Here is a 13,530-nt window from a genome sequence, read left to right as displayed (position 1 = left end):
ACAAGCGCAGCCGGTAGGTATACCGGGCCACACCCATCGAAACCGCCATGCAGCCGACTTTATCGAACGGATGTTCGCCCCGATCGGGTGATCCTGGGCCTCGCGCCACCGGATCACTGATGCCGGACTCCGTATTCCTCCCCGGCGGGAAGGACGGAGGAGGAATTCGGAGGACATAAGTGATATGGCCCAGGTCACCTTTGATCGCGTAACGTGCGTACGGTGAAAGTGGGAACACCCGCAGAGTCGCGGCCCGCCGAGCGCCGAGTCGCCTGCGTACCGGAAACGGTGTCGTCGTTGGTCGACGCTGGACTGACCGTGCACGTCCAAGAAGGTGCCGGGCGTCATGCCCACGCCCTCGACGCCGCGTACCGCGCGGCCGGGGCGACCGTGACGCCCGAGGATCCGACGCCGGAGTCCGACGTCGTCGTGTCCGTGCAGCCGTTGACCCTCGAACAGGCCGGGTTGCTCAAACCCGGCGCCATCACGATCAGCTTCCTGCAGCCCGCGAACGAGCGCGCGTTGCTGGAGGTCTACCGCGACCGTCGCGTCACGTCGTTCAGCTTCGACCTGCTGCCACGGGTGACGCGGGCCCAGAGCGCGGACGCGTTGTCGTCGCAGGCGCTGGTGGCCGGCTACCGGGCCGTCCTGGTCGCCGCCGAACGACTACCGCGCTTCCTGCCCATGTTCACCACCGCCGCGGGCACGGTGCCGCCGGCCAAGGTGCTCGTCCTGGGCGCCGGTGTCGCCGGGCTTCAGGCGATCGCGACCGCACGCCGGCTCGGTGCCGTCGTCGAGGCCTACGACGTGCGCAAGGCCGCGGGCGAGGAGGTCCGCAGTCTCGGCGCGAAGTTCATCGAACTCGACCTGGAGACGCAGTCCGGCGTCTACGCGTCGGTGCAGTCCGAGGAGTTCCTGGAACGCCAACGAGAACTCATCGGCGAGCACGTCGCCCAGTCCGACGTCGTGATCACCACGGCCGCGATCCCCGGTCGCAAGGCCCCGGTGCTCGTCACGACCGACATGCTCAAGGCGATGGCGCCAGGAAGCGTTCTGGTCGACCTGGCCGCGGAGTCCGGCGGCAACTACGCCGGTTCGGTCGCCGGTGAGGAGACCTGGGTCGGCGAGGTGCTGGTGCACGGCGCGCTGAACCTGCCGTCGTCGATGCCCGTGCACGCGAGCCGGCTGTACTCGCGCAACGTGCTCAACCTGCTCAAGCTGATGATCGCGGACGGGACGGTGGCGCCGAACCTCTCGGACGAGGTGCTCGACGGCTGCTGCGTCACCCACGACGGTCAGATCCGCAAGGAGTCGCCGTGATCGACCTGCTGACGATCTTCGTGCTGGCCGTGTTCGTGGGCTTCGAGGTGGTCTCGAAGGTGTCCACGATCCTGCACACGCCGCTGATGTCGGGTGCGAACGCCATCCACGGCGTGATCCTCGTCGGCGCGATCCTGATCACCGGGTCCGCCGAGAGCACCCTGGAGCTGGTGCTGGGGCTGCTGGCGGTCTTCCTGGCCACGGTGAACGTGGTCGGCGGGTTCGTGGTGACCGACCGGATGCTGGAGATGTTCAGGAAATGATCGTCCAGCTGATGTACCTCGTCGCGGCGCTGTGCTTCATCCTGGCGCTGAAAGGCTTGAGCTCGCCCAAATACGCGCGCTACGGCAACTTCATCGGCGCGTTCGGCATGCTCGTCGCGGTCGTCACCGCGTACGCGCACGGTGTCGTCCACAACGGACTGTGGATCCTGATCGCCGTCGCACTCGGTGTGGTGGTGGGCATCCCGGCCGCGCGGTCGGTGAAGATGACCGCGATCCCGCAGATGGTGGCGCTGTTCAACGGTGTCGGTGGTGCCGCGGCGGCTCTGGTGGCGTTGGCGGAGTTCTTCGCCGTGCCGGAGACCGGCGTGATGTTCCGGCTCGCGACCGTGCTGACGGTGCTGATCGGGTCGGTCAGCTTCTCCGGATCCGTGGTGACCTTCCTGAAGCTGCAGGAGCTGATGACGACGCGGCCGGTGTTGCTGCCCGCCGGTCAGCAGCTCGCGATTGCCGCAGCGGTGTCGTCGGTTGCCTTGTGCGCCTTGACGATGGCGGTGCCGAACGGGTTCCTGCTGTGGTTGGTGGCGGCCGTCGGGCTGGCGCTCGGCGTGCTGTTCGTGCTGCCGGTCGGTGGCGCGGACGTGCCGATCGCGATCTCGTTGCTGAACGCGTTCACGGGTCTTGCCGTCGCCGCGTCCGGTTACGTGCTGGCGAACACGCTGCTGATCGTCGCGGGCACGCTCGTCGGCGCGTCCGGCACCATCCTGACCCGGCTGATGGCGCAGGCGATGGGACGGTCTTTGGCGAACATCCTGTTCGGCGCCTTCAAAGCCACCACTGTTGTCGCGCACGGGGAAGAGCAGCGGACGGTCAAGTCCGGCACGGTCGAGGACGTCGCGATCCTGCTGGGGTACGCGAACAACGTCGTCGTCGTGCCCGGTTATGGGCTGGCCGTCGCCCAGGCGCAGCACGCGGTGCGCGAGCTCGTGGCGCAGCTCGAACGGCGTGGAGTGTCGGTGTCGTACGGGATCCACCCCGTCGCGGGCCGCATGCCGGGTCACATGAACGTGTTGCTGGCGGAGGCCGACGTGCCGTACGAGCAGCTCAAGGAGCTCGACGACGTCAACCCCGGGATCACGTCGGTCGACGTCGCCGTGGTGGTCGGGGCGAACGACGTGGTGAATCCGGGCGCGCGGGACGAGCCGGCCAGCCCGATCTACGGCATGCCGATCTTCGACGTCGACCGCGCGAAGTCCGTGGTGTTCATGAAGCGGTCGATGCGGCCGGGGTTCGCCGGTGTGGACAACGAGTTGCTGTACAACCCGAAGACGACGCTGCTGTTCGGTGACGCGAAGGACTCGCTCACGAAGCTTCTGGCGGCGGTGAAGCAGCTGTAGTCAGAAGGTCTGTCACTTCGGCGGCGGTGAGGGCGGGCAGCAGCCCGATCACGCCGTCCGCGCCGGCAACCCGCCAGTGTTCGGCGTCTTCGAAGGTGTGCACCTCGTCGACGCCGAACCGCACGCCGAAGCTGTGCACCGTCGCGATGAGGTCGCGCATCGCTTGGTACAGCGGGGATTCCGGGTGCGGCGCGGGTGCGCGGGTGATCACCGCGCGGACCGGCACCTCGGTCAGCACGGTCAGTTCGTCGTGCCCGCCGTGGAACCCGTCCAGCGCCGTCACGATGCCGCTGTCGTGCAGCACCACCGCGTTGTCGTCGCCCGCGAGCACCGACGAGATGTCGAGCGCGATCCGCAACCGCTCTGGCGGCAGGCCGGTCTCGTCGAGCGCTCGCTTGACGTCCGCGACCAGGTCCTCGTCACGGGACTGCAGCGCGCCCAACGCCACGTGCAGCGTCGGTGCCCGGTCGCCGAACTCCGCCACCCAAACCGCGGCCTGAGCGCACGCCTCGCGCAGCAGCCACCTGCCGATCGGCAGCGACAGACCCGTCGAGTCGGCCAGGGCCATGGTGTCGTTGTGGCTCAGGTCGTCCCAGTGCAGCCTCGCGACCGCGCCGAGCACTTCCCGGGTCTCCAGGTCGTGCACGGGCGCGTAGACGATCTCGATCTCGCCGTGCTCCCAGGCGCCCGGCATCGACGCGGCCAGTGCGTATCTGCCGCGGCGGCGGGCGTCGTCGTGCGGGTCGTGCAACGCCCACTGTCGCTTTCCTCGTACCTTCGCCTGACGCAGCGCGGCATTGGCGCACCGCATCAGTTCCGCGGCGGTCGTGAACGCCGGCGGCCGGTCCACCACGCCGATGCTCGTCGACAGCGCGATGCCGTGATCGTCCACAAAGGTCGGTTCGGCGAGCGCGTCCTGGATCTCCTCGATGGTCGACGTGAGGTTGTCCGCGATCGTCAGGAGGGCGAACTCGTCGCCGCCGATCCGGGCGACGATCGCCTTCTTCTCGTCGGCGAGCTTGCGCAGCCGGGCCGCGACGATCTTGAGCAGCTTGTCGCCGGTGTCGTGGCCCAGGCCGTTGTTGACGACCGAGAACGCGTCCAAACCCAGGTGGTACAACGTGACCGGGTCGCGCTCGAGCCGACGCTCCACCTGCGTGACGAAGTGCTGGCGGTTCGACAGGCCGGTCAGCGAGTCGTGCAGCAGCTGGTGGTCGAGGCTGCGCTGCAACAGGTGCAGCTCGCTGATGTCCTCGACCATCGTCACGTGGTGCGTCGGCTCGCCGTCCGCGTCGCGCAGCAACGACACCGCGAGGTGCACCCACACCGGCTCGCCGTCCGCGCGGATCAGTTTGCGCTGGTCCCGGAACCGCTCGACGTGCCCCTCGCGCACCTTCCGGTACGAAGCGGCCAGGGACGCGATGTCGTTCGGGTGGTAGAAGTCGGTCAGGTCGCGTTCGGTGAGACTGGCACCCGACTCCAGCCCGACGATCTCGGCGACCGCGTCGTTCGCCTCGACGCACCGGCCGGTGAAGTCGGTGATCACGATGCCCAGCGCGGCGGAGTCGAACACCTCCTGGAACCGCGCCTGGCTGACCTTCAGCGTGCGCTCGACCCGCTGTTTGGCCCGCACGATCGCGACCTTGATCTGCTCCTGCTGGTCGAACGCGTCCATCCGCATGGCCTGCGCGTACGCAGAGCTCAACCGTGCGAGCACAGGTAGTTCGAACGTGGGCGAAAGAACCTCGATCGTGGCACGCAGGGAGTCCGGGCCGGTTGCGTGCAGTGACACCAATCGATAGGCAACCGATTCAGGTTCGGCCGGCAACTCGACCAGCGAATCGAGCAGGGCCTGCTCGATTTCCGCATGGGACAGCGGGATGTACGCGGTCGCGGTCAGCGCGTGCATCCAGCGGCGGGCGAGCTCCGGAAGTTCCATGCTGTGACAGAGCGTACGGACCTCGCGCGGTCAGGCCAACATCAGCAAAGTGCGCTAGACCTTCCGGCCCACGACCGCGTAGATGCCCGCCTTGTCCGGATCATCCGTGTTCGTGCTCTCCGGTCGCCACAACGGCAGCGGCACGATGCCGGGTTCGACGAGCTCGAACCCGTCGAAGAACCCCTCGATCTCCGGTTTGGTGCGCGGGAACATCGGGTTCTGGCTCTTCTTCATGACCTCGACGACGCCGGCCATCTCCTCGGGCTGCAGGTCCTGGGTGAACTGCGAGAACGCCAGGTAGCTGCCCTCGGGTACGGCGTCGCGGTAGGCCGCCACGACCGAACGAGGATCGGCCTCCGGCGGCACGAAGTGGAAGACACCGGCCGTCAGCACGCCGACGGGCTGGGCGAAGTCGATGAGATCGCTCTCCTCCGCCGCCTTCAGCACGGCGACCGGCTTGGTCATGTCCTCCTGGATGATCGTCGCGCGTGGGTCGTTCTCCAGGATGAGCTGGCTGTGCGCGACCGCGACCTCCTCGAAGTCCACGTAGACGACGTGGGCCTCGGGGTCGGCCTTCTGCGCGATCTCGTGCACGTTGCCGACCGTCGGGATGCCGGAGCCGAGGTCGAGGAACTGGCGGATCCCGTTGTCCATCATGAACAGCACGGCCCTGCGCAGGAACGCCCTGTTCAGCCGCGCGATCGTGCGGGCGTTCGGCTGGGCCTGCAGGAACTTCTCCGCGAGAGCCCGGTCGGCCGCGAAGTTGTGCCCGCCGCCGAGCAGGTAGTCGTAGAGTCTGGCAGCACTCGGCCTGCCGGTGTCGAGACCTTCAGGAACCCAGCTCACCTGTTCGGACATGGACCCCAGGCTACTGAGGCGCCACACGGGTGCGGCAGGGGTGAGGCCCTTTTGGACCACTACGAGTTCTTGTCATCACTGGAACGCGTGAACCAGGGCCGTGGCGACCGCGACACCCAGTGCGGTCCCGAGTCCCCGCGCGACGTTCACCAGCCCGCTCCCGACCCCCGCTGACGCCTCCGGCAGCGCGCTCATCACCCGTTTCGTGCAGGCGGGCGCGACGATGCCGAGCCCGATGCCGGCTGTCAGGAGCTGAAGCACCTGCGGCACAGGGAGGATGACGGCTGTGGCGGTGATCAGCACCCCGGTGACGATGCCCGGTTTGTGCAGAGTCGTTGCGGCCAGGGCGAACCCGAGCGGCAACACCGCGATCGTGAGTCCTATGTGTTGCAGCGGTTGCTTCATGGTGAACGGCAGCAGCGTCATCGGCGTGAACAACGCGGCGTAGGTGAGCAGCACACCCGTCAGTCCGGGCAGCACCTTCCAGTTCGGCCTCGCGCGTTCTGGCTTGGTCTTGGTGCGGGGGAGCAGGTAGTGCCCCGCGATCATGGCGACGACACCGATGGGCACGTTGATCGCGAACACGGCCTGCCACCCGTAGTGCTCGGTGAGGTACCCGCCGAGCAACGGCCCGGCTGCGAGCCCTGTCGCCTGCGCCGCGGCCTGGACGCCGAGCGCTCTTCTGCGCTGCTCCGGCGCGACCGCGGTGGTCACCAACGCGACACTGTTGGCCTGCAACATCGCCGCGCCCACGGCCTGGGCGACACGGGCCGCGATGAGGGCGTCGAACCCCGGCGCGTACACGCACGCGATGGACGCTCCGGTGAACAACGCGAACCCGTAGATGTAGACGATCTTGCGGCCCACCCGGTCCGCGATCCTGCCCATTGGGACGAGCAGCGCCACGAGCGTGATCAGGTAGCTGAACGAGATCCACTCGGGATCGGCGCCGAAGTGCGTGCTGATCGCGGGGAACGCCAGCGTGACGATCGAGGCGTCGAGCTGCCCCATGAAGGCTCCGAAGCAGACCGTCGCGATGACCAGCCAAGGCGCGTACGACCGGCGTGCGATCCACGCCGGCCTGGGCGACTCCGTGACGAACCAGTTCATCGTGGTCCGATTATATCTGACACAGAGCTATTGCCCGACGTTCAGTAAGATTTCCGCATGTCAGACGAAGCCCGCACGCTCACCGACGTCGTCACTCGCCTGCGCCGGGCGCTGCGGACGAGCATCCGGGCGGACTGGCCGTGGGAATCCCTGCCGATGGCGCAGGTAGAGCTGCTGCAGACGCTCGCAGAACGCCCGCCGATGAAGGTCGGCGATCTTGCCGGGGTCCTTCGTCTCGCCCCCAACACGGTGTCCGGGCTGGTGTCCCAACTGATCGATTCGGGCCTCGTCGTCCGCGGCGGAGACCCCAAGGACAGACGGGTAGCGCGGCTATCCGTCTCACCCCGTGGACACGAACAGCTCCTCGTCTGGCAGCGCGAACACGAGAAGCGCATCGGCGCCGCGTTGAGCAAGCTGGAGGCGTCCGAGCGCGAGGACGTGGTGCGTGCGCTGAAGGCCTTGGACCACCTGGTTGAGCACCTTGCCGAACCAACCTGATCCGGTCGACCCCGACGTCGACCTGCACGTCCCAGCCCAACGCACCGAACTCCACCTGCCGTTCGTGGTCTTGGTGTCGTTGGGCGGCGGGCTCGGTGGCGTGGCGCGCTACGGGTTGTCTGTTTTCGTGCCCGGCCCGTGGGGGCTGTTCGCCATCAACGTGCTGGGGTCGTTCTTGATCGGCGTGCTGATGGGGCTGGTGCCTCGGCCGTTGGTACGAGCGTTCTTCGGGGTCGGGTTGCTGGGCGGCTTCACGACCTTCTCGTCGTACGCGGCGGCGTCGTCGTCCTGGGCGTTGTTCGTCACGCCGGTCTGTGCTGTGGTGGCGGCGTTTCTCGGAGTGCGGGTGACTCGGTGACGGTTCTCGCGGTGTTCTTCGGGGCTGCGCTCGGGGCTCCTTGCCGGTACCTGCTGGACCGGTTCGTGCAGTCGCGGCACGAGTCCGATTTTCCCTGGGGCACTTTGACGGTGAACGTCGTCGGGTGCTTCCTCATCGGGTTTCTCGTTGGGACGTCCTGGATGCCGCTGCTCGGGGTCGGCTTCTGCGGCGGGCTCACGACTTATTCGACGTTCAGCTACGAGACGGTGAAGTTGTTGGAAGCGGAGAAATATCGGGCGGCACTGCTGAACGTCGTGGTCAGCGTGGCGCTGGGAGTGGGGGCTGCTGCGGTGGGCCTTGCTCTGGCACGGTGAACACTCCTATTCGAAGACGTTGAAGTCCCTGGTGGTCCACAGGCTGAGCAGGTCCGCCACTTCCGCAGACATGCCGTCCGGCGGCCTCCACGGGTAGGCCTCGCGGTGGAACTCCTCACGGCGGCACTCGGTCAGCTCGTGAAGCCCCGATGTCGCCTCGAACGGCAGGGTGAAGCCGAAGTCGACGTAGGCCTCGAGGTAGGGCAGGCACAGCAGGAACTCGAGGTCGGGACACAGCTCGCCGCGCGGTGCGAGTCGCAGGGGCAGCGCCAGGTCGTGGTGGAGAATCCAGTCGTTGTAGGAAATCCACGCCTGCTTCGACCTGGTCATCTGGGTGGCCAGCCGGCGTGCTTCGGCTTGGTTGACGGATCTGGTGCTGTCCGGCGAGAGCAGGGTCGTGACCGGTGCCGGGATGATCTCGCCGAGGAACGAGAAGTGTTCGAAGAGCGAGCGGGTGCCCCGGAGCGTCACGAGCGTGGTCAGGTCGGTGAGGTCGTCCATGTCGCGCAGCCACGGCGCCCGGAGCGAGTCGCCGTCGGGTGCGCGCCAGTAGATGTCGTGCAGTTCCGAGCGCAGCTCCGCGTCGACGCCCAGGCATCCGAGCAGGCCGCGGACGAGTACGGGGATTTCCGGGTTGCGCTCGTCGTACAGCCGGGCGGCGTCCTCGGTCACCGCCTGGCGGACGCTGTCGCGATTGGCGGGCAGGCCGGCCTTCAGGCAGCTCTCCAGAGCGAGGTCCTCGACGAGGGTGAAGTTGAACGCGGAGTAGGAGGCCCGGCTTTCGAGAGGAGCGGCGACCGCCTGGCGGAGGGAGGCGATCGCGATGCCGCGCACGATGTCCGGCCGAGGTGTCAGGTAGCCGAGGGCGCGGGCGGCGAACTCCAGTTCGCCGTCGTGGATCGCCTGCGAGAGCACGTCGTCGGCGCCGTCGTCGACGTTGCGGTCGTGCAACTGCAGAGCGACGCGGCAGACGACGTCCCACGTGCCCTCGTTCACGTGGGACCGCAGAGCTGACCACAGTGCGGAAGCCGTGGTTTGTTTGCGGACCAGGTGTTCGGCGGCGAAGTACTCCATGAAGGTGCGGTGGGTGAAGCCGAACAACGGCTCGAGCGCGTTGGCGCCCACGTCGGTCAGGATCCAGGCGCGGCCGGTGCAGAACTCGGTGAAGCGTTCGGCGGCGGCCTCGGCCTCGTCGGGGTCGAAGGACTTCGTGACGAGGTAGTTGGTCAGCAGGCGGACGATTCGGCTGCGGGGCAACGCACCGCCCGGTTCCGGGCCGTTGAAGAGGTACCAGGCGAGGTGTTGGACGGCGGCGCGCAGCCGGCCCTGGAACTGGACGGGCAGGGTGATGCCGCGCATGGAGTCCCAGCGGTCGAAGAGCATCACCGCGCAACGCTCGTAGACCTGGGCGAGGTTGCGCGGCAGGTAGTGCTCGCTGGAGTACATGGCGCACAACAGGGCCAGCAGCAACGGGTTGCGGCGGAGCTCCTCGATCTCGGTGCTCTCGCTCAGGAACGCCTCGGCGAGCCGGGCCCGTTCGTGCACCGGTGTCGCGGCGTCCAGGGCGAACCAGCGGGTGACGTAGTCGACCACCTGGCCGGAGTCGAACTCGTCGACGGTGCCCACCGTGAAGAGTGTCGAGCTCAACGGTGCTTCCGCGTAGCCGACCTTGCGGGCCGTCACGACGATCGGGGTCAGCGGGTACTGGTGGGCGAAGCCCTCGACGAGGCGGACGACTCGGCGGCGCAGTTCGGGTTGGACGAGCTCGTCCAGGCCGTCGAGCACGACGACCGCGCGGCCGTTGCGCAGCAGGTATTCCACGGCGTCGCGTGGGGGAGGGAGGTTGTACGGGTCGCTGCAGATGTGTTCGAAGTACTTCAGCAGTTCGCGGCCGCCGGTGCGGAACGAGGTGGTGAAGTCGCGCAGCACCAACAGGAACGGGACCCGCCCGGCCGCGTCCAGGGCGATGTCGTGGGTGAGTTTGCCGGCCAGCGTGGACTTTCCGGCGCCGGGGTCGCCGAGCAGCACCGTCCGGCGGCCGGGTGAGGTCAGGGACGAGACGGCGAGGTCGGGTGAGAGGGTCGGGCGCACGTACAGCTCGTCGTACGGCACGGAGCGGCTGACGCCGATGTGGGGTAATCGCATCTCGCCGTGCATGGCCGCGATACGCGCACGCAGCTGCGCCGCGTAGGAGTGGAAGTCCGCCAACGACGGTGCTCGCCGCAGCACGAGGGTGTTGTTCTTGACGGCACTGGCCAGGTGCGCGACGCCGACCGCGGTCGGGGTGTCCAGATCGTTGGCGTGCAACGGCTCAACGGAGACCAACGCCTCGAACAGGCCCTTGGGATCGGCCGACGCACCGGCCAGGCGCAGGCCCTGGACGATCTGTTCGCGCAGGTCCGCGGCGAGCTCGGCGTCCGGGATGCCCCGCATCGCCCGCCACAGCACGACCTGGCGGGCCACCTCGGCGAAGTCCGGCGACTCCAGGTAGCCCGACAGGACCGGGTCGAGGTCCGGCGGTGGAGGAACGAGCTGGGAGAGCCTGGGGGCGAGCTGGTTGCTGACGGACACGACGATGCGGCCGACCGCCGCGTCCAGGCTCGCCACCCAGGCCTCCAAACGTTCGTTACGAAACGTCCTTCAGCCGGGATAGCACATCGGGCAGCGTTCCGGTGTGCACGACGCCGAGTCGTTGTGTGGCCCGGGTCAGCGCGACGTAGAGGTCCGACGCGCCGCGCGGGGACTCCTCCAGGATTCCGTCCGGGTCGACCACGACCACGGAGTCGAACTCCAGGCCCTTCGCGTCGGTCACGCCGAGCACCACGACCTGGGCCTCTTCCAGGTCGTTGCCCAGGGACGCCCCCGGCACCCCGGCGACCACGGCCGCGCCCACCGACGACAGCAGCGCGGCCGGCACGATCACCGCCACCTTGCCGTCACCGACCGCGGCGACTTCGCCGGAGATCAGCGCGGGGACCTCGGCGGCGAACGACGACACCGACGAGACCCACGGCGGCACACCGGTTTCGCGCACGGACGTCGGCGGCACCAGCGCGGAGTCGACCGAGGCGAGCACGTCCGCGGCCACCTCCATGATCTCGGCGGGCGTGCGGTAGTTGACCGAGAGCTCGGTGAGGCGCCAGCGGTTCTGCACGTAGGGGGACAGCACCGATCCCCACGACGTGGCGCCGCCGATGTCACCGGTCTGCGCGATGTCGCCCACGACCGTCATGGACTTGCTGGGACAGCGGCGCATCAGCGTGCGCCACGCCATCGCCGACAGCTCCTGGGCCTCGTCCACGATGATGTGGCCGAACGTCCACGTGCGGTCGGCGGCGGCGCGTTCCGCCGCGGTCTCGTAGCGGTCCACGCCGTGGCGCTCGGCCAGGCGGTAGGCGTCCATCAGGTCCGTGGCCATCAGGATGTCCGGGTCCGCGTCGTCCTCGAGGTCGAGGATGTCGAGCACGCCCTGGGCGTACTCGATGGCCTGGCGGCGCTGGCGTTCGGCGCGGGCCTTGGCCTCGGTGTCGTCCTCGCCGAGCAGTTCGGCGGCCTCGTCCAGCAACGGCACGTCCGCGGGCGTCCAGTCGTCGCCCACGCGCTGCAGCAGATCGCGTTCCTCGCGAGTGAACTTCGACATCGCGCGGTTGCGGCGCTTCGGGTTCGCGTACAGCTCCGAGAGCAGCGAGAACGGCGTCAGCACCGGCCACAGCGACGAGATCGCGGCCTGCACCTCCCCGGACTCGCGCAGCTCGCGGCGGATGTCGTCCATGTCCGCCTTGTCGAGCAGGTGCCCACCCAGTCGGTTGGCGACCATGCCGGACAGCGTCGAGATGATCTCGCGGGCGAACGTGCGGCGGGCCTCGTTGTGCGGGCGGCGCGTCCGGCGCGCCCTGCCCCGCGCGTCGGCGATCGCCCGGCGGTCCAGGCGCAGCACGTCGTTGTCGAAGCGGATCTCGACGAACGGCGGCGCTTCCTGGCGGTCGCGCACGGCCGCGGCGATCACGTCCGCCATCTCGATCCGGCCCTTGATCGCGGCGGCGGCCGCGGACTCCCGGCCGGTCGCCGTCAGGTTGGGGTAGAGCTCACCGACGGTGGACAGCAGCACGCCGGTCTCGCCCAGCGACGGCAGGACCTGACTGATGTATCGCAGGAACGTCGTGTTCGGGCCGACCACGAGCACACCGCGTTTCGCCAGCTGTCGACGGTGTGTGTACAACAGGTATGCAGCGCGGTGCAGGGCCACCGCGGTCTTGCCGGTGCCCGGACCACCCTGCACGACGACGACGCCGTTGAGCTCGGACCGGATGATGACGTCCTGCTCGGCCTGGATCGTCGCGACGATGTCGCTCATCTGGCCGGTGCGCGACTCGTTCAACGCGGCGAGCAGTGTCGCCTCACCGGTCAGCGACTCGCTGCGGGTCACGTCGACCGAGTTGATGTCGAGCACCTCGTCGTCGAGGCCGATCACCTTGCGGGAGCGCGTCCGCAGGTGCCGGCGCCGCCGCACGCCGTCGGGCGAGGCCGCGGTGGCGAGGTAGAACGGCCTGGCGGCGGGTGCGCGCCAGTCCATCAGCAGCGGCTCGTATTCCTTGTCCTCGTCGAAGAGACCGATTCGGCCGATGTAGAAGCGGTCACCGTTGTGAAAATCGAGCCGGCCGAACGCCAGGCCGTTCTCCACCGCGCTGTACTGAGCCAATTGATCCGTGTACATGGCGACGGAGGTGTCTCGCTCGGACCGCATCTGGTGCGTGCCGCCAGTTTGTCGCAACGATTGTGCGAGTCGTTTCGACGTCTGTTCGCGGAGGTCGTCGAGCCGGCCGTACAACATGGCCACGTATTCCTGCTCCGGCTCCATTTCGGCGAGCCGGAGGTCATCGGAGGGGCTTGACAACTTGCCTCATTTCTCGATACAATACGGCGTCGAATCTCAATTCTCGGCCATACATTCCTGCCCGCACCCCGTCCCGTGTGAGCGCAGACTGTCTAATCTACACGCATATCAGCGTGATGCAGGTACGCCTTCCGCAGCAGTGTGGTGAGTTCAACGCGCTCCTGCGTCGTCAACGGCGCCAGCAACTCCTCCTCCTGTGCCCGAGCCGCGTCCAGGCGGTCGCGCAAGGCCTGCCTGCCCGCGTCGGTGATCGCCACGGTGAACCGCCTGCGGTCCCGGTCGTCCCGTCTGCGCTGGGCGAACCCGCGCCGTTCGAGATCGTCGAGCACCGACACGAGGTCGCTCGGGTCCATCCGCACGGCGTCGCTGATCCGTTTCTGCGCCACCGCCTCCTGCTCCGCCAGGAACGCCAGGACCGTCACGTGAGGTCCGCGCAGGCCGTTGCGTGAGAGCCTGCGGGCTTCCCTGACCAGCTGGTGCATCAGGTAGCTGGGCAGATGCAGAAGCTGATCAATGCTCATGTACTCAGCATAGAAAAGATCTGTCCCCCGATCGTGGATAGCGCTGCGTGATGAACTCCCCCGGAAGTACTCCTGGCGA

The 13,530-nt window shown here is 68.0% G+C and carries 12 protein-coding genes; 6 read left to right on the top strand and 6 right to left on the bottom strand.

Annotation, left to right across the window (positions count from 1 at the left end; translation table 11 throughout):
* The first annotated feature begins 222 nt into the window (after positions 1-222).
* From B0F77_RS27305 to B0F77_RS27295, 3 genes are read left to right on the top strand one after another with little or no spacing between them, the layout of a single operon-like run.
* The gene (locus tag B0F77_RS27305) at positions 223-1,320 is read left to right on the top strand and encodes an NAD(P) transhydrogenase subunit alpha (RefSeq protein ID WP_086665853.1); all 1,098 of its coding nucleotides are present in this window, start codon (positions 223-225) and stop codon (positions 1,318-1,320) included.
* Positions 1,317-1,583 carry an NAD(P) transhydrogenase subunit alpha part 2 gene (locus tag B0F77_RS27300; RefSeq protein ID WP_045309221.1) on the top strand — a complete coding sequence of 89 codons (267 nt, stop codon included), beginning with the start codon at positions 1,317-1,319 and terminating at the stop codon, positions 1,581-1,583. Before B0F77_RS27305 ends, B0F77_RS27300 begins: the two co-directional genes overlap by 4 nt.
* Positions 1,580-2,938, top strand: a complete 1,359-nt coding sequence (locus B0F77_RS27295) for an NAD(P)(+) transhydrogenase (Re/Si-specific) subunit beta (RefSeq protein ID WP_086665851.1) — start codon at positions 1,580-1,582, stop codon at positions 2,936-2,938. The genes B0F77_RS27300 and B0F77_RS27295 overlap by 4 nt, the downstream gene beginning before the upstream one ends.
* Here the strand turns inward: B0F77_RS27295 and B0F77_RS27290 are convergent.
* From B0F77_RS27290 to B0F77_RS27280, 3 genes are all read right to left on the bottom strand, one after another.
* Entirely contained in the window at positions 2,904-4,877 is a 1,974-nt protein-coding gene (locus tag B0F77_RS27290; protein WP_086665850.1) for a diguanylate cyclase domain-containing protein, read from the bottom strand. The two genes, B0F77_RS27295 and B0F77_RS27290, sit on opposite strands and share 35 nt — an antisense overlap.
* Before the next feature lie 54 nt (positions 4,878-4,931).
* On the bottom strand, positions 4,932-5,735 hold the full coding sequence (locus B0F77_RS27285) for an SAM-dependent methyltransferase (RefSeq protein ID WP_086665849.1): 804 nt from the start codon (positions 5,733-5,735) through the stop codon (positions 4,932-4,934).
* A gap of 75 nt (positions 5,736-5,810) precedes the next feature.
* Positions 5,811-6,845, bottom strand: coding sequence for an MFS transporter (locus B0F77_RS27280; protein WP_086665848.1), 1,035 nt, complete (start codon positions 6,843-6,845; stop codon positions 5,811-5,813).
* A gap of 57 nt (positions 6,846-6,902) precedes the next feature.
* Here B0F77_RS27280 and B0F77_RS27275 point away from each other — a divergent pair, with 57 nt between their 5' ends.
* From B0F77_RS27275 to crcB, 3 genes are read left to right on the top strand one after another with little or no spacing between them, the layout of a single operon-like run.
* Positions 6,903-7,343, top strand: coding sequence for a MarR family winged helix-turn-helix transcriptional regulator (locus tag B0F77_RS27275; RefSeq protein ID WP_086665847.1), 441 nt, complete (start codon positions 6,903-6,905; stop codon positions 7,341-7,343).
* Complete coding sequence (locus tag B0F77_RS27270; RefSeq protein WP_245848691.1) at positions 7,327-7,701, top strand: fluoride efflux transporter FluC; 375 nt, start codon at positions 7,327-7,329, stop codon at positions 7,699-7,701. Before B0F77_RS27275 ends, B0F77_RS27270 begins: the two co-directional genes overlap by 17 nt.
* Positions 7,698-8,036 carry a fluoride efflux transporter CrcB gene (gene crcB, locus B0F77_RS27265; protein WP_086665845.1) on the top strand — a complete coding sequence of 113 codons (339 nt, stop codon included), beginning with the start codon at positions 7,698-7,700 and terminating at the stop codon, positions 8,034-8,036. Before B0F77_RS27270 ends, crcB begins: the two co-directional genes overlap by 4 nt.
* A gap of 6 nt (positions 8,037-8,042) precedes the next feature.
* On the opposite strand, the gene B0F77_RS27260 is transcribed toward crcB, so the two are convergent.
* The 3 genes from B0F77_RS27260 to B0F77_RS27250 all read right to left on the bottom strand — a co-directional run bounded on the left by B0F77_RS27260 (position 8,043) and on the right by B0F77_RS27250 (position 13,451).
* The gene (locus tag B0F77_RS27260) at positions 8,043-10,643 is read right to left on the bottom strand and encodes an NACHT domain-containing protein (RefSeq protein ID WP_143466925.1); all 2,601 of its coding nucleotides are present in this window, start codon (positions 10,641-10,643) and stop codon (positions 8,043-8,045) included.
* Positions 10,644-10,662: 19 nt separating this feature from the next.
* Complete coding sequence (locus B0F77_RS27255; protein ID WP_086665843.1) at positions 10,663-12,930, bottom strand: HelD family protein; 2,268 nt, start codon at positions 12,928-12,930, stop codon at positions 10,663-10,665.
* Between the two features lie 92 nt (positions 12,931-13,022).
* Positions 13,023-13,451 (bottom strand): MarR family winged helix-turn-helix transcriptional regulator, encoded by a 429-nt coding sequence (locus tag B0F77_RS27250; protein ID WP_086665842.1) that lies wholly within the window; start codon positions 13,449-13,451, stop codon positions 13,023-13,025.
* Between the last annotated feature and the right edge of the window lie 79 nt (positions 13,452-13,530).

The sequence above is a fragment of the Lentzea kentuckyensis genome, assembly GCF_002150765.1.
GTDB classification, from domain to species: Bacteria; Actinomycetota; Actinomycetes; order Mycobacteriales; family Pseudonocardiaceae; genus Lentzea; species Lentzea kentuckyensis.
This window is presented reverse-complemented; position numbering and strand designations above follow the sequence as displayed.

What these genes read in the sequence shown, in the direction of transcription:
- B0F77_RS27280 (WP_086665848.1), bottom strand. Translation starts at nt 6,845, where the DNA reads ATGAACTGGTTCGTCACGGAGTCGCCCAGGCCGGCGTGGATCGCACGC.
- B0F77_RS27285 (WP_086665849.1), bottom strand. Translation starts at nt 5,735, where the DNA reads ATGTCCGAACAGGTGAGCTGGGTTCCTGAAGGTCTCGACACCGGCAGG.
- B0F77_RS27290 (WP_086665850.1), bottom strand. Translation starts at nt 4,877, where the DNA reads ATGGAACTTCCGGAGCTCGCCCGCCGCTGGATGCACGCGCTGACCGCG.
- B0F77_RS27275 (WP_086665847.1), top strand. Translation starts at nt 6,903, where the DNA reads ATGTCAGACGAAGCCCGCACGCTCACCGACGTCGTCACTCGCCTGCGC.
- B0F77_RS27250 (WP_086665842.1), bottom strand. Translation starts at nt 13,451, where the DNA reads ATGAGCATTGATCAGCTTCTGCATCTGCCCAGCTACCTGATGCACCAG.
- B0F77_RS27295 (WP_086665851.1), top strand. Translation starts at nt 1,580, where the DNA reads ATGATCGTCCAGCTGATGTACCTCGTCGCGGCGCTGTGCTTCATCCTG.